25 protein-coding genes are annotated in these 25,624 nt (G+C 68.9%); 11 read left to right on the top strand and 14 right to left on the bottom strand.

Going from position 1 to position 25,624, the window contains the following annotated elements; translation table 11 throughout:
- Positions 1-4: 4 nt before the first annotated feature.
- Positions 5-634, bottom strand: a complete 630-nt coding sequence (locus ABS361_09675; protein ID XBY46452.1) for a TetR/AcrR family transcriptional regulator — start codon at positions 632-634, stop codon at positions 5-7.
- Between the two features lie 128 nt (positions 635-762).
- Here ABS361_09675 and ABS361_09670 point away from each other — a divergent pair, with 128 nt between their 5' ends.
- Positions 763-1,176, top strand: coding sequence for an MAPEG family protein (locus ABS361_09670; protein XBY46451.1), 414 nt, complete (start codon positions 763-765; stop codon positions 1,174-1,176).
- A 32-nt stretch (positions 1,177-1,208) separates the two neighbouring features.
- On the opposite strand, the gene ABS361_09665 is transcribed toward ABS361_09670, so the two are convergent.
- The 10 genes from ABS361_09665 to ABS361_09620 all read right to left on the bottom strand — a co-directional run bounded on the left by ABS361_09665 (position 1,209) and on the right by ABS361_09620 (position 11,445).
- The gene (locus tag ABS361_09665) at positions 1,209-1,970 is read right to left on the bottom strand and encodes an SDR family NAD(P)-dependent oxidoreductase (GenBank protein XBY46450.1); all 762 of its coding nucleotides are present in this window, start codon (positions 1,968-1,970) and stop codon (positions 1,209-1,211) included.
- A gap of 34 nt (positions 1,971-2,004) precedes the next feature.
- Positions 2,005-3,753, bottom strand: a complete 1,749-nt coding sequence (locus tag ABS361_09660) for a nitrilase-related carbon-nitrogen hydrolase (GenBank protein ID XBY46449.1) — start codon at positions 3,751-3,753, stop codon at positions 2,005-2,007.
- A 109-nt stretch (positions 3,754-3,862) separates the two neighbouring features.
- Positions 3,863-4,852: an acetamidase/formamidase family protein gene (locus ABS361_09655; protein XBY46448.1), complete on the bottom strand. Its 990-nt coding sequence runs from the start codon at positions 4,850-4,852 to the stop codon at positions 3,863-3,865.
- Positions 4,853-4,897: 45 nt separating this feature from the next.
- Positions 4,898-5,611 (bottom strand): ABC transporter ATP-binding protein, encoded by a 714-nt coding sequence (locus ABS361_09650; protein ID XBY46447.1) that lies wholly within the window; start codon positions 5,609-5,611, stop codon positions 4,898-4,900.
- Positions 5,604-6,323: an ABC transporter ATP-binding protein gene (locus tag ABS361_09645; GenBank protein ID XBY46446.1), complete on the bottom strand. Its 720-nt coding sequence runs from the start codon at positions 6,321-6,323 to the stop codon at positions 5,604-5,606. Before ABS361_09645 ends, ABS361_09650 begins: the two co-directional genes overlap by 8 nt.
- Entirely contained in the window at positions 6,320-7,384 is a 1,065-nt protein-coding gene (locus ABS361_09640; GenBank protein XBY46445.1) for an ABC transporter permease, read from the bottom strand. Before ABS361_09640 ends, ABS361_09645 begins: the two co-directional genes overlap by 4 nt.
- A gap of 14 nt (positions 7,385-7,398) precedes the next feature.
- Positions 7,399-8,271, bottom strand: a complete 873-nt coding sequence (locus ABS361_09635) for a branched-chain amino acid ABC transporter permease (protein ID XBY46444.1) — start codon at positions 8,269-8,271, stop codon at positions 7,399-7,401.
- Between the two features lie 103 nt (positions 8,272-8,374).
- Entirely contained in the window at positions 8,375-9,613 is a 1,239-nt protein-coding gene (locus ABS361_09630) for an urea ABC transporter substrate-binding protein (GenBank protein ID XBY46443.1), read from the bottom strand.
- A gap of 12 nt (positions 9,614-9,625) precedes the next feature.
- Positions 9,626-10,291 carry an ANTAR domain-containing protein gene (locus tag ABS361_09625; protein XBY46442.1) on the bottom strand — a complete coding sequence of 222 codons (666 nt, stop codon included), beginning with the start codon at positions 10,289-10,291 and terminating at the stop codon, positions 9,626-9,628.
- Positions 10,291-11,445 carry a transporter substrate-binding domain-containing protein gene (locus ABS361_09620; protein XBY46441.1) on the bottom strand — a complete coding sequence of 385 codons (1,155 nt, stop codon included), beginning with the start codon at positions 11,443-11,445 and terminating at the stop codon, positions 10,291-10,293. The genes ABS361_09625 and ABS361_09620 overlap by 1 nt, the downstream gene beginning before the upstream one ends.
- Before the next feature lie 467 nt (positions 11,446-11,912).
- Between ABS361_09620 and ABS361_09615 the strand changes: the two genes are divergently transcribed.
- From ABS361_09615 to ABS361_09600, 4 genes are all read left to right on the top strand, one after another.
- Entirely contained in the window at positions 11,913-12,857 is a 945-nt protein-coding gene (locus tag ABS361_09615; GenBank protein XBY46440.1) for a sulfonate ABC transporter substrate-binding protein, read from the top strand.
- A gap of 235 nt (positions 12,858-13,092) precedes the next feature.
- Entirely contained in the window at positions 13,093-13,965 is an 873-nt protein-coding gene (gene cysE, locus ABS361_09610) for a serine O-acetyltransferase (protein ID XBY46439.1), read from the top strand.
- Between the two features lie 208 nt (positions 13,966-14,173).
- Positions 14,174-15,214, top strand: a complete 1,041-nt coding sequence (locus ABS361_09605; GenBank protein ID XBY46438.1) for a zinc-dependent alcohol dehydrogenase family protein — start codon at positions 14,174-14,176, stop codon at positions 15,212-15,214.
- A gap of 187 nt (positions 15,215-15,401) precedes the next feature.
- Positions 15,402-16,016 carry an alpha/beta hydrolase gene (locus ABS361_09600; protein ID XBY46437.1) on the top strand — a complete coding sequence of 205 codons (615 nt, stop codon included), beginning with the start codon at positions 15,402-15,404 and terminating at the stop codon, positions 16,014-16,016.
- Positions 16,017-16,047: 31 nt separating this feature from the next.
- On the opposite strand, the gene ABS361_09595 is transcribed toward ABS361_09600, so the two are convergent.
- Both ABS361_09595 and ABS361_09590 read right to left on the bottom strand, forming a co-directional pair.
- A complete protein-coding gene (locus tag ABS361_09595; protein ID XBY46436.1) occupies positions 16,048-16,395 on the bottom strand; it encodes a helix-turn-helix transcriptional regulator in 348 nt (115 codons plus the stop codon).
- A gap of 154 nt (positions 16,396-16,549) precedes the next feature.
- On the bottom strand, positions 16,550-18,046 hold the full coding sequence (locus ABS361_09590) for a CoA-acylating methylmalonate-semialdehyde dehydrogenase (GenBank protein XBY46435.1): 1,497 nt from the start codon (positions 18,044-18,046) through the stop codon (positions 16,550-16,552).
- Positions 18,047-18,241: 195 nt separating this feature from the next.
- Here ABS361_09590 and ABS361_09585 point away from each other — a divergent pair, with 195 nt between their 5' ends.
- Entirely contained in the window at positions 18,242-19,135 is an 894-nt protein-coding gene (locus tag ABS361_09585; GenBank protein ID XBY46434.1) for a LysR family transcriptional regulator, read from the top strand.
- Positions 19,136-19,154: 19 nt separating this feature from the next.
- On the opposite strand, the gene ABS361_09580 is transcribed toward ABS361_09585, so the two are convergent.
- Positions 19,155-20,042: a GNAT family N-acetyltransferase gene (locus tag ABS361_09580; GenBank protein ID XBY46433.1), complete on the bottom strand. Its 888-nt coding sequence runs from the start codon at positions 20,040-20,042 to the stop codon at positions 19,155-19,157.
- Between the two features lie 259 nt (positions 20,043-20,301).
- Between ABS361_09580 and argE the strand changes: the two genes are divergently transcribed.
- The 5 genes from argE to ABS361_09555 all read left to right on the top strand — a co-directional run bounded on the left by argE (position 20,302) and on the right by ABS361_09555 (position 25,565).
- On the top strand, positions 20,302-21,426 hold the full coding sequence (argE, locus tag ABS361_09575) for an acetylornithine deacetylase (protein ID XBY46432.1): 1,125 nt from the start codon (positions 20,302-20,304) through the stop codon (positions 21,424-21,426).
- Positions 21,427-21,493: 67 nt separating this feature from the next.
- Positions 21,494-22,417, top strand: coding sequence for a glyoxylate/hydroxypyruvate reductase A (locus ABS361_09570; protein XBY46431.1), 924 nt, complete (start codon positions 21,494-21,496; stop codon positions 22,415-22,417).
- A 35-nt stretch (positions 22,418-22,452) separates the two neighbouring features.
- Positions 22,453-22,806 carry a cupin domain-containing protein gene (locus ABS361_09565; GenBank protein ID XBY46430.1) on the top strand — a complete coding sequence of 118 codons (354 nt, stop codon included), beginning with the start codon at positions 22,453-22,455 and terminating at the stop codon, positions 22,804-22,806.
- Between the two features lie 229 nt (positions 22,807-23,035).
- Entirely contained in the window at positions 23,036-24,508 is a 1,473-nt protein-coding gene (locus ABS361_09560; protein XBY46429.1) for an aldehyde dehydrogenase family protein, read from the top strand.
- 13 nt (positions 24,509-24,521) lie between these two features.
- Complete coding sequence (locus ABS361_09555; GenBank protein ID XBY46428.1) at positions 24,522-25,565, top strand: tartrate dehydrogenase; 1,044 nt, start codon at positions 24,522-24,524, stop codon at positions 25,563-25,565.
- Positions 25,566-25,624 lie beyond the last annotated feature (59 nt).

Raw genomic sequence — 25,624 nt, 5'->3', positions numbered from 1 at the left:
GGCGTCAGCTCGCGCCGCGCTCTCCCGAGATCGCCGTCAGGCGATCGACCGTGTCGTGCGCCAGTTGCAGCAGCCGTTCACGGCTCCAGCCGGCACGGGCGCGCAGCGCGATGCTGTGCACCGTGGCGCCGAGCATCGCCGCGAGGCCGGCGTAGTCTGCGAGGGCCGAGCCCTCGCGCGCCTGCTCGCGTTGCAGGCGATCGAGGAACAGCGCGTCGATGGCCAGGATCGACCGGTCGAGAATGTCGCGGCAGATCGGATTGGCGCGTGCCTCCGCCGGCGCCGTGCAGAGGACGAAGCAGCCGTCCGGCCCCTCGGCCGTGTAGATGTCGATGACGGCCTCGAACGCCTCGTGAAGCGCGACCGGGAGATCGTCCGCCGCGAGCGCCCGACGGAGCCGATCGTCCATCATTGCCGCATAGTCGCGCGCCGCCCGTTCGTAGATGGCGTTCTTGTCGCCGAAGGCCGCGGCCAGGCTCGGCCGGTTGAGGCCGGCGGACCGGCCGATGGCATCGAGCGACGGGCTCGACAATCCCGTCGTCCAGAGCAGGCGCTGCATGCGCGCTGCGGCCTCGTCCTCGTCGAATTGGCGCGGACGCCCGCTGCGCGCGGTCGATTTTGTGCGGTCTTGCATAAAAAACTTGTCCTCATAGTTCTGTGCGATATCGTACAAAATTATGAGAGCTTTGGCGATGGTCGCCGGAGCAGGGCGTTCGGCGCGGTTCGACCGGCTCCGGATGCCGTCCAAAACGAGGGAACCGGATGTCGATCGCCCAGTCTCCGGCACTGTTCTGGCTCACTGCGACGGTTCTTCTGACCGCGATCCTGTGGATCCCCTATGTCGCCAATCGTTTTCGCGAGTTGGGTCCGCCGGGCTGGGCGCTGTTCCCGCCCGCCGATCCGCCGCCGCGCGCGCCCTGGGCGGGCCGCGCGGTACAGGCCCATGTCAATGCGGTCGAAAACCTCGTGGTGTTTGCGCCGCTCGCCTTCGTTGCCCATTGGGCCGTCGGCGCGTCGGCGGCGGTCGCCTCCGCCTGCGGCGTCTATTTCTTCGCCCGGCTCGCCCATGCGCTCGTGACGATCGCGGGCCTGCCGATTCCGATCCGCACGGCGGCATTTCTCACCGGCTTCGGCTGCCAGATCGCGTTGGGCGGCCTCATCCTGTTCGGCGGCTGACGCCCGTCACGCCGCCAACTCAGGAGCGCCGCTCAGAACTGCACGCCGCGGGTCAGCGCGCCGTCCACGACGAGGTTGGTGCCGGTGATGAAGCTCGCCGCGCGGCTCGCCAGGAACACCGCCGCGTTGGCCATCTCCTGCGGCGTGCCCATCCGGCCGGTCGGGTTCAGCGCCAGCGCCTCGGCGTAGAGCGCCGGATTGCCGTCCTTGATCGAGTTCCAGACGCCGCCGTCGAAATAGGTGTTGCCCGGCGAGACGGTGTTGGCACGGATGCCTTTGGCGGCGAGTTGGTAGGCGAGGCCCTGGGTGTAGTGGATGATCGCCGCCTTGAATGTCCCATAGGGCCCGGCCGCGAAGTCGATTTCGCGGCCGGAGACGCTCGAGATCGTCACGATCGCGCCGGCCGGGCTCTTCTCGAGATAGGGCATCGCGGCGTCGACCAGCCGGACGGTGCCCATCATGTCGGTCTCGAATTCCTTGCGCCAGCTCTCCTCGTCGGCACCGATCGCCAGCGCCGAGACGTTGGCCACCACCACGTCGATGCCGCCGAGCCGGTCGGCCATGCGGCCGACCCAGGCCTTCAGCGCCGCGCCGTCGGCGACATCGACCGCCTCGCCATAGGCCGCGACGCCGCGCGCCTTCAGTGCCTCGACCGTGTCGGCGACTTCCGCCGCATTGCGCGCACAGATGCCGACATCCGCGCCCTCGGCGGCGAAGGTTTCGGCAATCGCGCGGCCGATGCCCTTGGTGCCGCCGGTGATCAAAACCTTCGAACCCTTGAGACCGAGATCCATCAATGCATCTCCCTTGTGTTTGTGGCGGTGCGAGTCAGGCGGCCGGATGGGCGCGGTTCGGCTGGCGGACCAGCGCCCGGTAGTGATGCGGCAGGCGCATGCAGACGATGTCCTTGCGGCGCACGACATTGGTCGGGTAGCGCGTCGCGAGGTTGGTCGTGTCGACGGTCGCCGCGGCGATGCCCTCGGCCGTCGTCACGATCGCCTCGCGGCGCGGGAACTCGAACGTGTCCGGGCCGAACACGCCGCTGAGCCCCTGCATGTCGCGTGCCGGGTCGCAGACATTGGCGAAGGCGAGGAACACGTTGTTCTCGCCGGCGCGCGCGCGGAAATGATGCCAGTGATAGGCGTCGGCGCCGGTCGGGATCGGCCAGCTCTGCGCGATCGCCGTGCCCTCGTGGCCGTAGGAGAACCGCCCCGCGATAGCGGCCGGGCAGGCGATCACGTCGCAGCCCCGGAGCGACAGCACGCGGCCCGATTCCGGGAATACCGCGTCATGGCCGATGAGCAGGCCGACGCGGCCGATCGGGATGTCCGCGACGGTCCAGCTGTCGCCGGCCGTCGCCCAGGCGCGGTCGGCGGCATTAAGATGCAGCTTGCGATGCACCGCGACGACGCCCTCCGGTCCGATCAGGACCGCACTGTTGTAGCGCGTGTGCCCCGCCGCCTCGGCGATGCCGACGACCAGATGCAGCTTCAGCTGCTTGGCGAGCGCCATCAGCCGCCAGGTCGACGGACCGGGGATCGACTCCGCCGCCGCGGCCGGGTCGACGAGGCCGGAGACGGCGAGTTCAGGGAACACCACCAGTTCCGCGCCTTCCGCCTTGGCATTCGCCGCGAGTTCCTCGATCCGGGCGAGGTTCGCCGCCGCGTCGGCGCCGGGCGCGAACTGCGCGACCGCCATTTCGGACCGCTTGCCGGGCGGCAGCGGCCGATGGGTGTAGAGGCCGAAGAAGTCGAGCGGATTCCAGCTGAACGTATCGGCGAGCAGCTCCGGGTAGAGCTCCGGCCGGCGCTGGTCGAACACCGGTTCGCCGAGCACGATCTGGGCCCGCGCCTTGTCGAGGTCCATGTCGGCGAGCGCGAAGCCGTCGCCCGTGTCGATCACGGTGGCGAGCGTGCCGTCCGGCTCGATCACGCAGGAGCCGCCGGAGAATTGCACCGTGCGTTCCAGGCCCCAGCGGTTCGACTCGATCACATAGCAGCCGTTCTCGAAGCCGCGGCTGATCCAGTACGGCGCGGGCGTCCGCTCGGCGAGCCAGTTGGAGATGTGGCAGATCACGTCCGCGCCGCCGAGCGCGCAGAGCCGCGCGGTCTCGATGAAGTGGATGTCCATGCAGATCAGGAGCGCGATCCGGCCGATCGGCGTCTCGAACACCTGATGGCCGACATCGCCCGGCGCCGACCACTTCGGCTCGGAGATGTAGGGGTGGCTCTTGCGATGGGTGCCGACGACGCCGTCGGGACCGATCAGCACGGCGGAATTGTAGTAGATGTCGTCGGCGTCGACCTCCGGCATGCCGATCACGATCCAGCAGCCATGGTCGCGGCACAGCGCCTCGAACCGCGCGGTGGTCGGCCCCGGCACGGTCTCGACCTCGGCGGCGACCTCGGCGCGGTCGAACCAGCAATAGCCGGTCGTGCCCATTTCGGGCGTGACGATCAGCTTGGCGCCGGCTTGCGCCGCGGCCTTGCACAGGTCGAGGAGGCGGCCGACGTTGCGCTCCTTCTCGAACATCGTGGGTTCGAACTGGACGGTGGCGACCTTGTGGACGTTCGGCATCGGATCGGTCCTGTCTGGAATGCGGGCAGACGGCCCCGTTCGCCCGCCCGGATCGACGGGTGGGCGCGGGTTCGCATCAGAAGCGGAGTGAGGTCAGGCGGTCAGATGATCAGACCAGGAAGCTCTTCTTGATCGATGCGCCCATCGTGTACTTGGGGTCGACCATGTTGCCGAGCCGCATGCGGCCGGCCTGGGTCAGGAGCATGTAGGCGTCCATCTCGGTGAAGCCGTAGTCGGCCGCCATCCAGGCGATCAGGTCGCGATAGGCGATGCGCGCGGCGTCCTCCATCGGCCGGCCCGAGCCGATCGACATGATGAAGTCCTTGGTTTCGAGCCGCGGCCACTTGATGGTCCAGCCCTTGATCAGGTCGATACGCACCGTGGTCACGGTCGGATGCTCGATCGCGACGCCGCAGAGCTCGCCGTCGCCCTGCGCGGCGTGGCAGTCGCCGAGATAGAGTAGCGCACCCTTGGTGTTGACCGGCAGGTAGACGACCGCGCCGACGCCGACGTCGGGCAGGTCCATGTTGCCGCCGTAGTAGTCCGGCTGCAGCGACGAGATCGCCTCGATTTCCGGCGACGTGCCGATCGTGCCGATGAACGGCTCGTAGGGCAGGGTGATCTTGTCGGTCCACTTCGTGCCCTCTTCGAGGGTGATGTCGACCTTCTTTACCCGCTCCGGCAGCGGCGCGTGCAGCATCGCGGTGTTGTCGGTCGAGACCAGGCCGCCGAAGTAGGGCATCACGCAGGTGGTGCCGCGGGGCTGCTCGCCGCGCGGCACGATGCTCTCGATATAGACCGCGAGCGCATCGCCCTTCTCGGCGCCGTTCACGTAGATCGGGCCGTTCTGCGGATTGAGATAGGGGAAGTTCAGGATCTCCGAGGGCTTGTCGGTCTCATGCTTGATCTTGCCCTCGAAGGCGTCGTGCGTCTCGGCCGAGACGACCGCGCCCGGGTCGACCGTCAGCACGGGATCGACGAACGGCCCGTAGACGTAGTGGTACTTGCCTTGGCTTTCCTCGGTGATCGCGAAGCTGGCGTTCGCCGCACCCTTGGCGACGCCCTTCTTGGCCATGATGGAGCTTTCGAGCCAGGACATGGTGCTTCTCCTTGTTGCCTTGTTGGTTCTGAAGTCGGCGTTCGGTCAGACGGCGAGGTGGCGGCGCATCTCCGCCGCATCGTCGAGCGCGGCGCGATCGAGGCTTGCGACGATGCGGCCCTTGTCGAGCACGTAGCAGCGCTGGGCCATCGCCCGGATCATGTCGATGTTCTGCTCGACCAGGATCACGGTCGCGCCGGTCTCGGCGTTGAGCCGGACCATGTTGCGGGCGATGTCCTGCACGATGTTCGGCTGGATGCCCTCGGACGGCTCGTCGAGCAGGATCAGCTTCGGCTCGGCGATCAGGACGCGGGCGATCGCGAGCTGCTGCTGCTGGCCGCCGGACATGGTGCCGGCGCGCTGGTTCCAGCGCTCCTTCAGGATCGGGAATGCCGCGAAGATCGCTTCCAGCCCGGCCTTCGGCACATCGCCCTTGATCGCCGCGCCGACGGTGACGTTCTCGGCCACCGTCAGGCGCGGGAACACGTCGCGGCCCTGCGGCACGTAGCCGATGCCGAGCTTGGCGCGCTTGTGGGCGGGGAGCTGCTCGATCGGCGCGCCCTCGTAGACGATCGAGCCGTCCATGGTCGGCACGAGCCCGATCAGGCTCTTCATCAGCGTCGACTTGCCGACGCCGTTGCGCCCGATCACCGCGACGATCTCGCCCTCGCGGACCTCGATCTCGAGGCCCTGGAGCACGGGCTTGCCGCCGTAGCCGGCGCGAAGCCCGATCGTGTTGATCAGCACTTCCTTACGCATGGGCCTGCCCCAGGTAGATGGCGGCCACGCGCTCGTCGGCGACGATCTGGTCGATCGAGCCTTGCGCGAACACCTGGCCGAGATGGAGGACCGTCACCTTGTGGGCGACCTGCCGGACGAAGGTCATGTCGTGCTCGACGGCGAGCACGGTCATGCCGCGCGCGTTGAGGCCGAGCACCAGCTCGCCGGTCGCAAAGGTCTCCTCCGGCGACATGCCGGCGGTCGGCTCGTCGAGCAGCAGCAGCTTCGGTTCGAGCGCGATCGCCATGCCGATTTCGAGCCACTGCTTCTGGCCGTGACTGAGCGCGCCGGCGAGCGTGTTGGCCGCGTCCTTGAGCCCGAGGAATTCGAGCCGCTCGTCGATCTCGCGGCCGAGCGCGGCGCGCGAGCGCCGGCGCTGCAGCGCGATCTCGAGGTTCTGCCGGGCCGACAGGCCCTTGAATACGCCGGGTACCTGGAATTTGACCGACATGCCGCGGTCGATGCGTTCGAACGACTTCAGCCGCGTGATGTCCTCGCCATTGAATAGGATCTGGCCGGAGGAGGGCATGTGCTCGCCGAGCACGAGCCGGAACAGCGTCGACTTGCCGGCGCCGTTTGGGCCGATCAGGCAATGGATCTCGCCGGGCTGGAGCGCCAGATCGACGGCGTTCGTGACGTGCAGGCCGCCGAAATGCTTGTTCAGCGCACGGGTTTCGAGCAGGGCGGTCATCGTGCGTCGCTCCCCTTGCGGCGGGTGAGCCGGCCGGCGGCCTCGGCGAGGCCGAGGATCAGCCCCTTCGGCGCGGCGAGCACCGTGACGACCAGCAGGAGCCCCATGACGACCAGCGCATACTGGCTGCCGTAGATGGTCAGCGCCTGGAAGCCCGAGAGCACGGCGATCGTGCCGATCACGGTCGCGGTCAGGTCGGAGCGCCCGCCGACCGCGACCCAGACGATCGGCAGCGAGGCGGCGGTCATGCCCATCGACGACGGCGTGATGTACTGGCCCCAGGTCGTGTAGAGCACGCCCGAGAGGCCGGCGAGCGCCGCGCCGATCACGAAGGCGATCAGCTGATACTTGCGGATGTCGTAGCCGAGCATCTCGGCGCGCTGCGGGTTCTCGCGGATCGCCACCAGCACGTTGCCGAAGGACGAGTTCACCAGGATCCGCAAGGCCAGATAGACGAGCACCAGCAGGCCGAGCACGAAATAGTAGAGCTCGACGTCGGGGAACAGCACCAGCGGTCCTCCCGGCCAGGGAACCGTCAGCGGCGGCATCGCGCTCATGCCGTTGAAGCCGTTGAGCCGCGCGGCGCCGATCTTCCATTCCGGCCCGGCGGTCTGCGCCATGAAGCGCTCGAGCACGAGCGTGATCGACAGCGTCACGATGCCGAGGAACACGCCGGCGATGCGGCCGTAGAACATGAAGTAGCCGAGCAGCAGCGCGAAGGCGGCCGCGAACACCAGCGCCAGCACCAGGGCGACCAGCGTGAAGCCGTAGTCAGACCCGAAGTTGATGGTCAGGATGCCGTAGCCGTAGCCGGCGATGCCGAAAAACGCGGTCTGGCCGAAGGACAGCGCGCCGCCGTAGCCCCAGATCAGGCTGAGGCCGAGCGCCATGAACACCCAGGTGAAGAAGTAGACCGAGTTGCCGACCGTGTAGCCGTCGCTGAACAGCGGGTAGGCCGCGGCCGCCGCGACCACCACGACGAACAGGGACCAGAAGCCGGGACCGCGACCGATGGTCTGCGGTCCCTCCAGCTGGCCGAGAAAGCGGAGCACGCCTTGCATGGTTTCGGAGCCTCTCAAGCGCGTTCGCGAAGCAGGAAGCCGGAGATGCCGCGCGGAAGCACGCGGATCACCACGATGACGGTGACGAGCAGGCCGATCTGGCCGGCGAGCTGGCCGGCCCAGGAGGTCGTCGTCGCCTTGACGATGCCGAGGATCGCCGCCGCCGGCGCCGTGCCGAGGAACACGTCGGCGCCGCCGACCACCACGGTCACGAAGGCCTCCATGATGAAGGTCGCCCCCATGGTCGGCACCAGCGTCATGGTCGGCGCATAAAGGCCGCCGGCGAGACCGGCGAGGCCGGCGCCGAGGCCGAAGGTCAGCGAATAGATGACGCGCGTATCGACGCCGAGCGCGGCCGCCATGTGAGGCACCTGGATGGTGGCACGGGCGATGACGCCGAACCTCGTCCAGTTGAACAGCGCATAGAGCCCGGCGAGCACCGCGACGGCCGCGCCGGCGAGCACGACCCGGTAGACGGAATAGGAGTAGGCGCCGACCTGGAAGCTGCCGAACGGCGTGCCGACGCCCTGCATGGTCGAGCCGAGCAGGATCAGCGTGCCCTGCGTCGCGATCAGGCTGATGCCCCAGGTCGCGACGATCGTGTCGAGCGGCCGCTCGTAGAGGTGCCGGATCACGATCATCTCGACGAGCGCGCCGACGAGGCCGGAGACGACCGCGCCGATCAGGATCGCGAGCGGCAGCGGCAGCCCGGCGTGCGCGGCCGAGACCGTCACATAGGCGCCGCACATGATGAACTCGCCATGGGCGAGATTGATGACGCCCATCATGCCGAAGATCACCGCGAGCCCGGCGGCGGAGAGCACGAGAAAGGCAAATGCGTCGGCGAACTGGTAGAGCGCCGAAAAGACCAGGGTCACGACATCCATCGTCGGGCGGTCCCGTGGGTTCGAGGCCGGAGGGGACCGTCCCGGAGCGGCATGCGCCCCGGGACGGTATGATCGAGCGGAGTTGGGGGGAGAGGAGGCTCGATCAGTTCTTCGGCGGCGGGTTCGACGGCGTGTACTGCGCCATCGGATCCTTCTTGGTCAGGTCGCAGCCCGCGTCACCGAGCCAGTAGGGCTTGATGTCCTGCCAGACCTTCGGGAACGAGATCTTGTGGTTGCCGTCGACATGCGCGAGGTAGATCGTGTGCGACATGTGCTGGCTCTTCGGGTCGATGCAGACCTTGCCTTCCGGCGCCTCCATGCAGACGTCGCCCTTGGCGATCACCTTGCGGATCTCGTCACGCTTGGTCGAACCGGCGCGTTCCACCATCTGCTTGTAGAGGTAGACCGCGAGATAGGAGTTCTCGGCCTCCTGGTTCACGTAGGGCTCGTTCGGGAACTTCGCCTTGAACTTGGCGGTGAATTCCTTGCTCTTCTGGTCGTCGATCTCTTCGATCCAGTTGGTCGTGACATACATGTCCTTGAGCGACGGCGGCTTGAAGCGCTTGTGCTCGTAGCCCTGGCCGACGTTGACCGACGAGGCCATCGGCAGGTTCACGTTCGCGGCGGCGGCCTGCTCGTAGTAGGAGGCCTGCGCGGTGCCGACCAGCAGCGTGACGACGAAGTCCGGCTTCACCTTCTGGATGTTCTGGATCGACTGCGAGAATTGCGAGACGCCGAGCGGGATGAACTCCTCGCCGGCCATCTTGCCGCCGTTCTCCTTGACGATGTTGCGCACCCATTCGGCCGAGATCTGGCCGAAGTTGTAGTCGGCGGCGAGCGTGTAGACGTTCTTGCCGTACTTCTCCATCATCCACGGGATGAGCGTCGAGAACTGCTGCTCCGGCACCGCGCCCGTGACGATCATGTGCGCGTCGCAGACGCCGCCTTCGTACTGGTTGTTGTAGAAGGCGAAGCCGTTCATCTGGTCGACGATCGGCCGATAGGCTTCGCGCGACGCCGACGAGAAGCCGGCGAACACCGCGTCGACCTTGTCGCGCTGCAGGACGCGGCGCATGAATTCCTGGTAGCGGGTGTTGTCGGACTGGGTGTCGTAGATCACCAGTTCGAGCGGCCGGCCGGCGATGCCGCCGGCCTTGTTGATCTCTTCGGCCGCGAGCTGAATGGCGTGGACCTTGCCGATCGTCGCGGCGGCGAAGTCACCGGACTGATCTTCGAGGACGCCGAGCTTGATCGGATCGGCGGCCATCGCGAGGCCGGACGAAAGGACGAGCGTTCCCGTGAGGGCCGCGGCACGCAGCCCCCGCAACAAGTTCTCGGTCATGTCGGTGATCTCCTACAGAGCTTCAGGTCGGCGTCCGGGGAGCGGGAGGCTCTCGGAACAGCCGGGACGGTCTGGTGCGAGGCGCTGCTCCGAGAGCAGCATCTCGCAGTAGTGCTCCAGGCTCAGACGCGAGCGCATGCTCTCGCGCCGGAGACGGGAATAGGCTTGGTCCTCGTCGAGGCCGGTCTCGCGCATCACGGTGAGCGTCGCGCTGATCACAGCGCGCCGCGACCGGCGCCGGGCTTCGAGGTCCTGAATTCGGTTCGACAGGTCGCTGCGCATCAGGAACTGGTTGATGCCCATGAACAGCGAGGCATAGACGGCGCCGCCGTGCACCGGCTTGCGCAGGAAGGCGGAGGCGCCGAGGTTGACCAGCGCCTTGAGCCGGCTCGGCGCCTCGACGCCGACGAGGCCGATTACCGGGATCGGCGCGAGCCGTGTCTCCGGATCGATCGGAAGCTCCACCGCGCCCTCGAGGTCGCCGTCGACGAACAGGATGTCGCGATCGCTCTTCAGCTCGCCGACGGCGACGTCCGCGCGGCCGTCGACCAGCGGCGGGTATTCGGCCGAGACGCCGAGCTTGGCGAGCGTGGCGACCAGCGCGCCCTCGGAGCCCGGGGCGGCGGTGACGATCAGCGCGTGGCCGCCGTTGAAGTTCTGAAGCAGTCGCGTAGCCATCACTGCACCACTCTCAACAGGGGGGGGCGCATCGCGACCGCGAAGCGGGGCGACGTTTCGATCAGATACGGATCGGGACGAACCGGCTGTCGGGCTTCCAGGAGCACCTGGAACTGCTTGTCGGGCGTCGATCGCCCGATCCGCGGCGTGAGCCAGGCGTGGAAGGTCTCCGGATCGATCCGGATCTCGCCCTGCGGCGCATTGAGCGTCTGCCCGGCGACGGCGGCGCGCACGCGCCGGGCCTCCTGCGAGCCGGCCCGCGCCAGCGCGGCGGCGAGCAGCTTGACCGCGATATAGGAGGATTCCGCGTCCGCCGAGACGGCGGGGCCGGTCGGGAACCGCGCCGCATAGGCCTTCAGGAACGCAGCGTTCTCCGGCGTCTGCAGCGAGGAGAAGTAGACGCTGGAGCTCAGGTGGCCATCGATCGAGGCCGCGCCCAGCTCGTCGAGCTCCGGCTCGGAAAGCGTGCAGCTCGCGACCGGGATCTCGGCCGCCTGATCAATGCCGCGCCGCGTGCAGGCCTCGCGGAACTGCCGGAAGAAGGCATAGGCGCTGGTGCCGATCAGGTTGTTGAACACGAAGGCGGGTCGCTGCTCGGCGATCGTCTCGGCGACCGCCGCGAAGTCGGTGTCGCCGACCGGGAAGTACCGTTCCGCCGACACCGTGCCGCCCATGGCGCTCAGCGCCTCGCGGAAGATGCGGTTGTTCTCCCAGGCCCAGATGTAGTTCGAGCCGATGCAGAAGGCGCGGTTGCCGACCCGCGAGACCATGTAGTCCACGAGCGGCAGCACGTGCTGGTTGGGCGCCGCGCCGGTGTAGATGACGTTGTCGGAGCTCTCGAAGCCCTCATAGTGCGAGGGGTACCAGAGCAGCCCGTCATGCTTCTCGAAGCACGGGATGACTTCCTTGCGGCTCGACGACGTGTAGCAGCCGACCACATGCCGGATGCCGGAGCCGAGCAGCTCCTGCGCGAGGCTGCGATAGCGGGAGAGGTCGCCGCGCGGATCGACGATGACGGGTTCGAGCACGACGTCGCCGGTCGCCGCTGTCTCGGCGAAGGCGAGCAGGGCGCCGTTCAGCATCGACCGCGCGACCACCTCGTAGGGGCCGGTCGTCGAGAGCATCACGCCGATGCGGAAGTGTCGGATCGCCATCGTACAACCCAAATAAAAAAGCGCCCGTCGACCGTGAAGCCGAGGGCGCCATCGCCGCCAACCGAGGCCGCACCAAGCGGTGCGACATGTTGGAAATGGTTCGGAGTGCTGCGTTTCTAGGCAACCTTGCCCAACGCTCGAAAAGTAGGCTGGACCGGAATTCTCCTTATGTCAAGCGGCCTGTCATCATTTCGAAATGACATTTCACCGCGTCGCGAGTGTCTCTGACCGGCCTGCGTTGTGACCGCCAACCCGCCCGCACGCACCGCGCGAGGTGGGGCGGTCGGGGCGGCGCGCGCGACGCCAAAATTGCGACTGAAGTAATCGGAATTCTCCAGATACCCCTTCGACGCAAAGCCGATCCGCCGGACGCGCGCCAAAACAGCCGTGGTTTTCTCGACCGGTGCGGGGGCGATCCGCATGATTTCCGGGACAGGTGGCGCTGCCACGCAAAGGAGATCCTGCCCATGTTCCGTCGCACGTTCCTCGCCGCCGCCGCGGCGCTGCTCGCGCTGCCGCTCGTCGCCCCCCTGGCGCGGGCCGAGGACAAGGTGGTCCGCATCGGCTACCAGAAGTACGGCACGCTGATCCTGCTCAAGGCCAAGGGCTCGCTCGAACAGAAGCTGAAGCCGCTCGGCTACAGCGTCGTCTGGTCGGAGTTCCCGGCCGGCCCGCAACTGCTCGAGGCGCTCAACGCCGGCGCGATCGACTTCGGCTCGACCGGCGAGGCACCGCCGATCTTCGCGCAGGCCGCCGGCGCCAAGCTGCAATATGTCGCCCACGAGCCGCCGGCGCCGCAGGGCGAGGCGATCCTCGTGCCGAAGGACAGCCCGTTGAAGTCGGTCGCGGAGCTGAAGGGCAAGAAGGTCGCGCTCAACAAGGGCTCGAACGTGCACTACTTGCTCGTGCGGGCGCTGGAGAAGGCCGGGGTCGCCTATGACGAGGTCGAAAAGGTGTTCCTCGCGCCCGCCGATGCGCGCGCTGCCTTCGAGCGCGGCGCGGTCGATGCCTGGGCGATCTGGGACCCGTTCCAGGCCGCCGCCGAGGCGGCGATCCAGGCCAAGACGCTCGCCAACGGCGGAGGCCTCGTGCCGAACCACCAGTTCTACCTAGCCGCGCAGCCCTTCACGGCCGCGCATCCGCAGGCCGTCGACACGGTGATCGCCGCGCTCGCCGAGATCGACCAGTGGATCGCCGCCAACCCGCAGGCGGCCGCCGAACAGCTCGGCCCGGCGACCGGCATTCCGGCCTCCGTCATCAAGATCGCGGTGCAGCGCCAAGCTTACGGCATCAAGCCGCTGTCGGCCGACGTGGTCGCCGAGCAGCAGAAGATCGCGGATGCGTTCTTCAAGCTCGGCCTGCTGCCGAAGCCAGTCGCGATCGCCGACGTGGTGCGCAAGCCGGGAACCTGAAACGCGCTCCAGCCCTCCCCATGGGACGCGTCCCGAAGCACGTCGGCGAAAGGCTTCGGCCGCGCCGGCGTTGCGCGTTCTGATGGGGCAAAGGAACGGCATTTCTCGAAATGCCCGCATTTCGCCATCGGCGACGGCGCGCCGTCGCCGTCGTGCGGCTAGAATGGCGGCCGACGATCGAACGTCGCGGACGATCTTGCGTTGACGAAGGCCGGTTGCGCGCGGAGCCCTGAGCATGTCCCGAAATGCCGCCTTCATCAGCCTCGTGTCGCAGGACCGGTTCGTCGGCGAGGGGCGCTCCGGCCCGGACCCGATCTGGCAGCGGCTGCGTGACGAGGCCTCGGCGGCGCTGAAGACCGAACCGGTGCTGGCCTCGCTGATCTATGCCGCGATCCTGCATCGCCCGAGCTTCGAGGATGCGGTGATCCAGCGGCTCGCCAAGCGGCTCGCCTCGCCGTCGATCTCGGCCGACCTGCTGCAGGGCGCCTTCGTCGAGGCTTTCGAGGCCGAACCCGACCTCGGCGAGGCGTTCCGGGCCGACATCGCCGCCGTGGTCGCCCGCGACCCGGCCTCGGGGCGGCTGCTCGAACCGTTCCTGTTCTTCAAGGGCTATGCCGCGATCCAGACGCACCGGATCGCGCACCGGCTCTGGCTCGAGGGGCGCCGCGATTTTGCGCTCTATCTGCAGAGCCGATCGTCGGAAGTGTTCCAGACCGACATTCACCCGGCGGCCCGCTTCGGCAAGGGCGTGTTCGTCGACCATGCGACCGGCCTCGTCGTCGGCGAGACGACCGTGATCGGCGACGACGTCTCGATCCTGCAGAACGTCACACTCGGCGGTTCCGGCATCATGTGCGGCGACCGGCATCCGAAGATCGGCAACGGCGTGATGATCGGCGCCGGCGCGCGCGTGCTCGGGCCGATCACGATCGGCGAGAACGCCCGCATCGCAGCCGGCTCGGTCGTCACCCAGGACGTGCCCGGCCACTCGACCGCCGTCGGCGTGCCGGCACGCATCGTCCATCACAAGCGCGACGGCGCGCAGTCCGAGGTGATGGATCAGATGCTGACCGACCTCGACTACGACAGCTTCACCTACATGATCTGAACATCCTCCGGGTGGCCTGGCGGCCCGAGGCGCCCGCCTCGCGCGTCTTGCTGCCGCCCCGGGGCGACCTGCTGCTCTGCGTCCGGCGCGAGACCCGGCGGCAAGGCGGCCAGTTGCGATGGATCGATCCGGCGCCTATGGCAGTGTCACGGCGGCCGGCGAACCGGCCACCGGCACCGAGGCCGCGTTTCCGGAGTCCCGTCCTGCCATGAAAGCGATGTTCTATGACCTGTTCGGCAAGGTGCCGACGGTCGAGACCGTGCCCGATCCGAGCCCGACCCGCCGCGGCGTCGTCGTCGAGGTCGCGGCGACCGGCGTCTGCCGCTCCGACTGGCACGGCTGGCTGGGACACGACCCCGACATCCACCTGCCGCATGTGCCGGGTCACGAATTCGCCGGCCGCATCGTCGCGGTCGGCCAGGACGTCGAAAAATTCCGCGTCGGCACGCGTGTGACGGTGCCGTTCGTCTCCGGCTGCGGCCGCTGCGCCGAATGCCGGTCGGGCAACCAGCAGGTCTGCCCGGACCAGTTCCAGCCCGGCTTCACCCATTGGGGTTCGTTCGCGGAATTCGTCGCGATCGACTTCGCAGATACCAACCTCGTCGCGCTGCCCGACGACGTCGACGACGCGACCGCCGCGAGCCTCGGCTGCCGCTTCGCGACCTCGTTCCGCGCCGTGGTCGATCAGGCGCGGGTCGGACCCGGCGAATGGGTCGCCGTGCACGGCTGCGGCGGCGTCGGGCTCTCCGCGATCATGATCGCCGCCGCGCTCGGCGCCAATCCGATCGCGATCGACCTCGCCGAGGACAAGCTCGCCTTCGCCCGCACCTGCGGCGCGGTGGCGACGATCAACGCGTCGGAGGTCGCCTCGGTCGTCGAGGCGGTGCGCGAGATCACCAGGGGCGGCGCCCATGTCTCGATCGACGCGCTCGGGCACCCGTCGACCTGCTTCAACTCGATCCAGAACCTGCGCCGGCGCGGCCGCCATGTGCAGGTCGGCCTCATGCTCGGCGAACATGCGACGCCGCGCATCCCGATGGCGCAGGTGATCGGGCACGAGCTGGAGATCTACGGCAGCCACGGCATGCAGGCGTGGCGCTACGATGCGCTGCTGACCATGATGAAGGCCGGCAAGATCGCGCCCGAGCGGCTGATCGGTCGCCGCATCACGCTCGAGGAGGGTATCCCCGCGCTGACCGAGATGGCGACCGCCTCGACGATCGGCATGAGCGTGATCACCTCGTTCTGAGCCGCACCGCCGGCCGGGACAGGCGATCCGGCCGGCGCGACACTCAGGACAGTGCGTCTCGTGGGATGGAATGTCCCGGAACGCGCGGAGATCGGGTGTCGATTTCTTTCAGACGCAAGCCTCGGGGCGCATGCTTGCCTCGTCGATCAGCAGCTCGGCTGCCGGCATCGACGAAGAGGAGGGCGCCATGACGGTTCTGTTCTTTCAGGGGCTCGCGGGGTCGGGCCCCGGCCATTGGCAGCGCCATTGGGTCGAGGCCCTCGATGAGGCCCGCTTTGTCGAACAGCGCGATTTCGATCGTCCGGATCTCGATGACTGGCTCGCCATCGCCATTGCCGCGATCGAGGCCGCGCCGGATGCGGTCCTGGTCGGCCACAGTCTCGGCGCGGTGTTGATCGCACATCTGGCGGCGCGGCGGCCGGATCTGCCCGTGCGCGGCGCCCTGCTGGTCGCCCCCGCCGATGTCGAGGAAGCCGCCGCGCGGGCGCCGGCCATCGCGGGCTTCGGCCCGCTGCCGCAGGCGGCCCTGCCGTTCCCGGCCATCGTCGTCGGCAGCCGCAACGATCCCTACATGCGCTGGGAGCGGACGCGCCGGTTTGCGTCCCTGTGGGACGCGAAACTGATCGATCTCGGCAACGCCGGCCACATCAATGTCGCGAGCGGCCATGGGCCCTGGCCCGAGGGGCGGCTGTTCGTCGACCTGCTCGCCGGCCGCCATCCGAAGCCGTTCCTGATCGCGAGCCGCGATGTGCCGGCGCACGCCGCCTCGCGTGGCTTCGCCGCGCGGTCGCGAAAGGCCTGAGGCCGTCGGGCGATCCTCCGCGGCTGACCCTTCAGAGCGCCGGCAGTGCGTCCGATTGCAACGGGATGCGCCGGCGTTCGAGGTAGAGCGCGTATTTGACCGCCGCCTCGACGCGCGAAGTCGCGCCGGTCTTGCGCAGCACTTCGGTCACATGCGCCTTGGTGGTCGCCTCCGAGTTCGAGCAGGCGTAGGCGATCTGCTTGTTCTGCAGGCCGCGCGCGAGCAGATGCAGCGTGCGGCGCTGCGTCGGGCTCAGCGTCGCCAGGCGGCGGCCGAAGCCGTCGTCGTCGAAATCGGTGATGCCGTCAGCACCGGCGCCGCGGCCGGAGGTGGTGCCGCGCGACGGCACGGGATCGGTGGTCCAGGTGGTCAGGCTCATGGCGTCACACTCCAACGACTGCGGATCCGGCGCTCCGGCTGGTCTCGAGGCGGGGCCGGTCTCGATCCGGGCTGATCTCGATCCCGGGTCAGGGCAGGGGAGCCGGGCGGCGGCGCCCGGCTCCCCTGATCCCGATCGACCCCGTCGGCCTCGATCAGCCCATGGTCGGGATGACGAAGCTCGCGCCGTCCTTGATGCCCGACGGCCAGCGCGAGGTGACGGTCTTGGTCTTGGTGTAGAAGCGGAACGCGTCGGAGCCGTGCTGGTTGAGGTCGCCGAAGCCCGAGCGCTTCCAGCCGCCGAAGGTGTAGTAGGCGAGCGGCACCGGGATCGGCACGTTGACGCCGACCATGCCGACGTCGACCTTGCTGGCGAAGTCGCGCGCGGCGTCGCCGTCGCGGGTGAAGATCGCGACGCCGTTGCCGTATTCGTGGTCGTTGGCGAGCGCCAGCGCCTCGTCGTAGCCCTTGGCGCGCACGACCGACAGCACGGGGCCGAAGATCTCCTCCTTGTAGATCCGCATCTCCGGCGTCACGCGGTCGAACAGGCAGCCGCCCATGTAGAAGCCGTTCTCGTAGCCCTGCATGGTGAAGCCGCGGCCGTCGACGACCAGCTTCGCACCCTCCTGAACGCCGAGATCGACGTAGGACTTCACGCGATCGAGGTGCTGGCGGGTGACGAGCGGGCCGAAATCGGCGCTGTGGTCGGTCGAGGGACCGACCTTCAGCGCCTCGACGCGCGGGATCAGCCGGCGCACCAGCTCATCCGCGGTCTTTTCGCCGACCGGCACCGCGACCGAGATCGCCATGCAGCGCTCGCCGGCCGCGCCGTAGCCCGCGCCGATCAGCGCATCGACCGCCTGGTCCATGTCGGCGTCGGGCATGACCACCATGTGGTTCTTGGCGCCGCCGAAGCACTGCACGCGCTTCCCCGCCGCGCAGCCGCGGGCGTAGATGTATTCGGCGATACCGGTCGAGCCGACGAAGCCGACCGCCTTGATGTCGCGATCGTCGAGGATCGCGTCGACCACTTCCTTGTCGCCGTTGACGACGTTGCAGATGCCGGCCGGCAGGCCCGCCTCGAGCATGAGCTCGGCGAGGCGCAGCGGCACGCCGGGATCGCGCTCGGACGGCTTCAGGATGAAGGCGTTGCCGCTGGCGATCGCCGGGCCCATCTTCCAGAGCGGGATCATGGCCGGGAAGTTGAACGGCGTGATGCCGGCGACCACGCCGAGCGGCTGGCGCATCGAATAGATGTCGATGCCCGGACCGGCGCCATCGGTGAATTCGCCCTTCAGCATGTGCGGCGCGCCGAGACAGGTCTCGATCACCTCGATGCCGCGCTGGATGTCGCCCTTGGCGTCCGGAATGGTCTTGCCGTGCTCGCGGGCGAGCAGCTCGGCGAGTTCGTCGTTGTTGCGGGCGACGAGATCGATGAAGCGCATCAGCACGCGCGCCCGCCGCTGCGGATTGGTGGCGCCCCAGGCCGGCTGCGCGGCCTTGGCGTTTTCGACCGCGGCGCGCAGCTCGGCCGCGCTCGCCAGCGCGACCCGCGCCCTGACCGAGCCGTCCATCGGCTGGAACACGTCGGCGAAGCGCCCGGAGGTGCCTTCGACGCGCCGGCCGCCGATGAAATGTCCGTAGGTGATCATTGCAGGTCCTCCCTGGCGACCGGCTCGTCGCGGCCGGCTCGTCGGGAGCCGGTCCGCCTGTGCCGCCGTTCTTGTTGATGCGCGCAATTCGCCGATGGCGCGAGCGCGCGGCGTCGTTCGTGTCAGCGCTGTTTACAGACGTGCAGAACTGCTCGACAATCGCGAGAAATCCAAAGCGGTTTTGCAGAAATTCGCATGCCTGATCCGATCGACTGGTCGCACCTGCGCTCGTTCCTCGCGATTGCCCGCGCCGGCCGCATCACACGCGCCGCCGAGATCGAGGGCGTGAACCATTCGACGCTGAGCCGCCATGTGACCGCGCTCGAAGCTGCGATCGGCACGCGCCTGTTCGAGCGCCACACCACCGGCTTCACGCTGACGGCGGCCGGCGAGCGCCTGCTCGAGGCCGCCGACGGCATCGACAGCACGCTCGGCCGCGTGGTCGAGGATCTGTCCCGCGAGCGCGTGCAGGTCTCCGGCGTGGTCCGGGTCGGCGCCCCGGACGGCTTCGGCATGGGATTTCTGGCGCCGCGGCTCGGCCAGCTCGCCGATCTGCATCCGGATCTGGAGATCCACCTCGTGACCATGGCGCGGTTCCCGAGCCTGTCGCGCCGCGAGGCGGATATCGCGATCGGCCTGTCGCGGCCGGTCGAGGGCCGCATGCACGCGCGCAAGCTGACCGACTACGCGCTCGGCCTCTACGCGGCCCGAGCCTATGCCGAGGCGCGGCCGGTCGCCGACCGCGCCGCGCTCGCCGGGCACCGGCTGATCGGCTACGTCGACGATCTCCTGTTCAATCCCGTGCTCGACTATCTGCCGCAGATCGATCGCGGGCTGCATACGCAGATCAAATGCTCGAACCTGATCGCGCAGATGAAGCTCATCGCCGCCTCCGCCGGCATCGGCGTGCTGCCGAAGTTTCTCGCCGACGCCGATCCGACGCTGGTGCGCGTGCTGCCGGAGGTCGAGCTGACGCGCAGCTTCTGGCTGATCGTGCACGAGGATCGGAAAGACCTGTCGCGCGTCCGCGCGACCTGTGACTTCATCGCCGAGATCGTCGCCAAGGAGAGGACGCGGTTCCGCTATTGAGCGCGGTCGACGGACGGCCTCAGCCGAGCGCCTGGCTCGCGAGACCGTAGCGGCGGATGCCGTCCGGCACCACCGACGTGAAGGCCGGCGCTTGCAGGCCCATCGACCAGACGATGTCGAACACCAGCAGGCCGCAGTCGGCGATGAAGCGCGTGTAATCGCCGCCGACCTCGGGCGTGTCGGTGCGCAGGAAGCGCCCCGCATGCGCCTCGACATGCGGCGTCAGCACGGCGATGGCATCGGCGTCGGTCGCGGCGTAGAGCGGCCCGACCACATGGCCACGCCCGAACCGCCGGCAGAGCGACATCGCCGCGATCCGCCCCTCGCGCATCAGCGCGACGCCGGTCGATCCGGCGAGCAGCCTGTGCAGCAGGGCAGGGCGCCGATAGCCGATCGCCTCGGTCTCGAACGCGAGCAGGGCGACGAAGTCGTCGGGCCCGACCGGGCGCAGCGTGTCGCCGGGGGCGAGCACCAGCGGCGGCGGTGCGATCGCCTCGCCCTGGCACTGGTGGATCGGCCGCTCGAAGCCGAAGCCCAGCGAGCGATAGAGCCGCTTGCCGCCGTGCGTCGCGGTCAGCACGCAGCGGCGCCCCTGATTGCGCGCCAGCACCTCGGTCAGCAGCCGGCGTCCGGCGCCGAGCTCCTGCAGCCGCGGCGTGGTGATCATCATGCCGATCACGGTGACGTCGGGCTCGTAGTGGAACCACATGGCCGAGCCGATCACGCGCCCGATCTCGTCGACGGCCACCAGCCCCGAACCGAGATCGAGCAGCATGCGCCAGTCGTCGGCGCGATGGGGCCAGTTCACGCCCATCGACAGCGCATGCAGCCGATCGAGGTCGGCCGTGCCGATGTCCTCGAGCGTGACCTCGTAGGCATCGACGTGAAGATGCGGGGCCTGATCCAAGACGTCGATCTCCTTCCACGCAGCCGCCGGGGCTCCCCGGGTGAGGTGGAAACCGGTTCGCCGCCCTCCCGCGCGTGAAACAGGAGGGGCGGGAAACCGTGAATTGTCCACCTCCAGTCGTAACCGATCGGCGCGACAGAATGCACCGTTCTCGATGCGGTTTTCGGCACTTGTCACTGTGGATGCCGCCGAAATCGGCGTGCGCTCGCGCGAGCGCCCCCTATGCTGCGGGCGATCGAACAATCCTGCCGGAGACCTCATGTCCGCCGAAGAGATCCTTGCCGCGCTGGTCGCCATTCCCTCGGTCGTCGGGCGCCCCAATGCGGCGGTGGTCGGCTGGGTCGCGGACTATCTGGCGGGTCATGGCGTCGAGGCGAAGGTACTGCCCGGACCGGAAGGCGACCGCGCCAACCTGTTCGCGACCATCGGCCCGGCCGAGGGCGCCGGCCTGATCCTCTCCGGCCACATGGACGTCGTGCCCGCCGAGGAGCCGACCTGGACCTCCGACCCGTTCCGCCTGCGCGCCGACGGCGACAAGCTCTACGCGCGCGGCACCTCGGACATGAAGGGCTTCCTCGCCTGCGTGCTCGCGGCGGTGCCCGCGATCAAGGCGGCCGGGCTCTGTCGGCCGGTCCATATCGCCTTCTCCTATGACGAGGAATCCGGCTGCCGCGGCGTGCCGCACATGATCGCGCGGCTGCCCGAACTCTGCGCGGCCCCGGCCGCCGCCGTCATCGGCGAGCCGTCCGGTCTGGTGCCGGTGCTCGCCCACAAGGGCAAGGCGGCGGCGCGGATCGAGATCCGCGGCAAGTCCGGGCACTCGTCGCGTCCGGATCTGGCGCTGAACGCCATCCATGGCATGGCCGAGGTGCTCGCCGCCGCCGTCGCCGCCTCGGAGGCGCTGACGACCGCCGAGCGTGACGAGACTTTCGCGCCGCCCTATTCGACGCTGCAGGTCGGCACGATCCGCGGCGGTGATGCGCTGAATATCGTGCCGGATCGCGTGGTCGCCGAGGTCGAGGCGCGCGCCATCGCCGGCGTGTCGCCGGTCGCGCTGCTGGGGCCGGTGCGCGCGGCGGCCGAGCGGTTGGCGGCGCGCGGCTACGGCGTCGACTGGACCGAGATCGCGGACTATCCGGCGCTGGCGCTCGCTCCGGACGCGCCGATCGCCCGCGCGCTCGTGGGGCTGACCGGCGCGAGGCCGATCCCGGCGGTCAGCTATGGCACCGAAGCCGGCCTGTTCCAGGCCGCCGGCGTCGACGCGATCATCTGCGGTCCCGGCGACATCGGTCGCGCCCACAAACCCGACGAGTACATCGAGCGCGGCGAGCTCGCCGCCTGCACCAGGCTGCTCGAGCGTCTGGCCCTGAGCTTCAACGCCTGAGCGGCACCCCGCCGAACGGCGTCATCGCCCGTCCTCTCATTCACGCCGCCGCCGGAGCTCGCGCGTCATGGCCTTCTTCTTCAATCTGACCGGCGAACGCGTGAAGGTGTTCGCGCCCCGCTTCGCGGCCGACCTGCCGCATGTGCCGTTCCTGACTTCGACCGAAGGGGTTGATCCGGCCTCGATCCGCTATCTGCTGACCTGGATGCCGCCGGCGGATATCGCCCGCTACACGAACCTCGAGATCGTGTTCTCCATCGGCGCCGGCATCGACCAGATCGATCCGGCGGCGCTGCCGAAGGGTGTCCGCCTCGTCCGCATGGTCGAGGAGGGCATCGTCCGGATGATGCAGGAATATGTGACGCTCGGGGTGCTGGCGCTGCATCGCGACCTGCCGGGCTATCTCGGCCAGCAGGCCGACCGCGTCTGGAAGATGCGCCCCGTTCGGCAGGCCCCGGAGCGCCGCGTCGGCGTGCTCGGGCTCGGCCAGCTCGGCAGTGCGGTCCTGGAGCGGCTGAAGCCGTTCGGCTTCCCGCTCGCCGGCTGGAGCCGGTCGCCGCGGGCGATCGAGGGCGTGACGACCTTCCACGGCGCGGACGGGCTCGACGCGATGCTGGCCGAGACGGACATCCTCGTCTGCCTCCTGCCGCTGACGCCGGAGACGACCGGCATCCTGAACGCCGATCTGTTCGCCAAGCTGCCGGAGGGCGCCGGCCTCGTCCATGTCGGCCGCGGGCCGCAGCTCGATCAGGCGGCGCTTGTTGCGGCGCTCGACAGCGGCCGGCTCGCTGGCGCCGTCGTCGACGTGACCGATCCCGAGCCGCTGCCGGCCGAGCATCCGCTCTGGCGCCACCCGAAGGTGATCCTGACGCCGCATGTGGCGAGCGTCACCCAGGCCGACGGCGCCGCGCGCGCCGTCATCGAGAACATCCGCCGCCACGAGGCCGGGCTGGACCCGATCGGCCTCATCGACCCGGCGCGCGGCTACTGAGCCATCCCTTCACCATCCCCAACCGAGAGAGATCCATGTCGCTCCTGATCAAGCTCGATACCAATCCGACCTTCGAACCCAAGCACGCCAAGCCGACGGCCGAGCGGCTGATCGCCGGCGATCCGTCGTTCAAGACCTGGGCGTTCGACGAGTCCCGCGGCGAGCCGGTCCGCACCGGCATCTGGGAGGCGACGCCGGGCGAGACGCACTCGATCAAGGGTGAGGTCTTCGAGTTCTGCTACATCCTCGAAGGCGTCGTCGAACTGACCGAGAAGGGCGAGGCGCCGCGCATCTTCAAGGCTGGCGACAGCTTCGTGATGAAGCCGGGCTACGTCGGCGTCTGGAAGACGATCGAGACCGTCCGCAAGATCTACGTCACCGTCGGCTGACGCCCTGTGGCTGGCGGCGGACCATAGTGGTTTCCGCCGCCGGCCTCTCGTCCATGCTCTCGACCGGACCAGATGTCCGAGGGTCCGGAACAATCCGCTGTTCGCCCCCCGGCAAACGGGGTTTTGCGTCGGTGGGGCCCTGCGTCTCGGCGCAAACTGCGCCGGCCGGGGCGCTAGAGGTGAGGGCGAGGTGGGCCGCCGGTCCGCCCGCGCCCCGGGAACCCGCGCTGTGACGCTCAGCTTCGATCCGTCCTCGATCCGCTTTCCGGCCGAGCACTTCATCGGCGGCGAACGCATCGCCGCCGAAGGCGCGCTCGATCTGCATCGCCCGTCCGACGGCGTCGCCTTCGCGGCCTGCCCCGTCGCGAGCGAAGACCTCGTCGACCGCGCGGTCGACACGGCGAAGCAGGCGCTCGCGACGAGCGGCTGGGCCTCGGCCCGCCCGCGCGAGCGCACCAACGCTCTGCATCGCTGGGCCGATCTGATCGAGCAGGAAGCCGTGACGCTCGCCCGGCTGGAGGCCGTCGCCTCGACCCGGCCGATCGCCGAGATGATGACGATCGATATCCCGATCACCGCCGAGCAGATCCGCTTCTTCGCCGAGTTCGCCGACAAGGAAGGCGGCGATCTCGTGCCGACCGCCGACGACAGTCTCGGCCTGATCGCGACCGAGCCCTACGGCGTCGTCGGCGCGATCACGCCGTGGAATTTCCCGATCTCGATGGCGGCCTGGAAGCTCGGCCCGGCGCTCGCGGCCGGCAACGCGGTGGTGCTGAAGCCGTCCGAGATGACGCCCTTCGCAACCCTCTACATGGCGGAACTGGCGGTGCGGGCCGGCGTGCCCGCCGGACTGATCAACATCGTCAACGGTGACGGCCGCACGACCGGCACGGCCATCACCGGCCATCCCGGCATCGCCAAGGTGAGCTTCACCGGCTCGACCGCCGCGGGTGCGGCGATCATGGCCAACGTCGCGCGCACCGGCATCAAGCCGATGACGCTCGAACTCGGCGGCAAGAGCCCGCAGGTCGTGTTCGCCGACGCCGATCTCGAACGCGCCTGCGCGGCGATCGCCCGCTCGGTGCTCGGCAATGCGGGCCAGGCGTGCGTGGCGGGGTCGCGACTGGTGGTCGAGGCGAGCGTGGCGGAAGCGGTGGTCGACAAGATCGTCGCCGCCATGGCCGCGGTCCGGCCGGGCCCGACCTGGGACGCCGCGACCAGCGGCTACGCCCCGATCATCTCCGAGCGCCAGCTCGCCCGCATGGCCTCGATCGTCGAGGCCACTGTCGCGGGCGGCGGCACCTGCCGCCATGGGGGAGGGCGGATCGACCGCGAAGGATACTTCTTCGCGCCGACCCTGATCGACGGCGTCGATGAGGCCTCGCCGGCGGTCACCGAGGAGATCTTCGGCCCGGTGCTGACCGTGCAGACCTTCCAGGACGGCGACGAGGATGCGGCGCTGGCACTCGCCGATCACCCGACCTACGGGCTCTGCGCCGGCCTCTACACGCGCGATCTGGCGCGCGCCGTTCGCGTGACGCGCAAGCTCCAGGCCGGCACGGTCTGGGTCAACCGCTACGGTCGCTCGCGCGACCACATCCTGCCGACCGGCGGCTATAAGAGTTCCGGCCTCGGCAAGGATCTCGGCCGCGAGGCCTATCTGGCAAATCGCAAATCGAAGAGCGTACTGATCGCCATCTGAACCGGAGACGTCCATGAAATCCTATGAGATCGCCCTGATCCCCGGTGACGGCATCGGCGTCGACGTGACCGAGGCCGCCTGGTCCGTGCTGACCAAGGCCGCGGCCGGCGCCGGCTTCGCGCTCGAGGGGACGACCTTCCCCTGGTCCTGCGCCTTCTACGAGGAGACCGGCGCGATGATGCCGGCCGACGGCATCGCGACCTTGCGCAAGTTCGACGCGATCCTGCTCGGCGCGGTCGGCTGGCCGGTGCGCGTGCCGGATTCGGTCTCGCTGCACGGCCTGCTGCTGCCGATCCGCAAGTCCTTCGTGCAATACGCCAATATCCGGCCGCACCGGCTGCTCGCCGGCGTCGAGGGACCGTTGAAGAAGACCGACTTCGACATCCTCTGCATCCGCGAGAACACCGAAGGCGAGTATTCCGGCGCCGGCGGCCGCGTGCATCAGGGCACCTCCGACGAGGTCGCGGTCGAGACCTCGATCTTCACGCGCACGGCCGTCGAGCGCATCCTGCGCTTCGGCTTCGAACAGGCGCGCAAGCGCCGCGGCAAGCTCGCCTCGGTGACCAAGTCGAACGCGCAGAAGTATTCGATGGTGTTCTGGGACGCGGTGACGGCCGAACTCGCGGCCGAATATCCGGACGTCGAAGTCACCGGCTATCACATCGACGCCATGGCGGCGCGCATGGTCATGGCGCCGGAGAGCCTCGATGTCGTGGTCGCCTCGAACCTGTTCGGCGACATCCTGACCGACCTCGGCGCCGCCATCCAGGGCGGCCTCGGCTTCGCGGCCTCGGCCAATATCAATCCGGACCGCACGGCGCCCTCGATGTTCGAGCCCGTGCACGGCTCGGCGCCGGACATCGCCCATCTCGGCATCGCCAATCCGATCGCGGCGATCTGGTCGGGCGCGATGATGCTCGACCACCTCGGCGAGGCGGGCGCGGCCAAGGCCGTGATGGGCGCCATCGAGGCGGCGACCGCGCGCGGCATCGGCACCGTGCCGGGTCAGAACAAGACATCGGAAATCACCGCCGCGGTGCTCGCGGCTCTCGCCTGATCTGCCGCGGTGCTCGCGGTGCTCGCCTGACCTGCCGCGCGTCCCGCGGCCCCGCCTTA

The sequence above is a fragment of the Ancalomicrobiaceae bacterium S20 genome (genome assembly GCA_040269895.1).
Taxonomy (GTDB): Bacteria; Pseudomonadota; Alphaproteobacteria; order Rhizobiales; family Ancalomicrobiaceae; genus Methyloraptor; species Methyloraptor flagellatus.
This window is presented reverse-complemented; position numbering and strand designations above follow the sequence as displayed.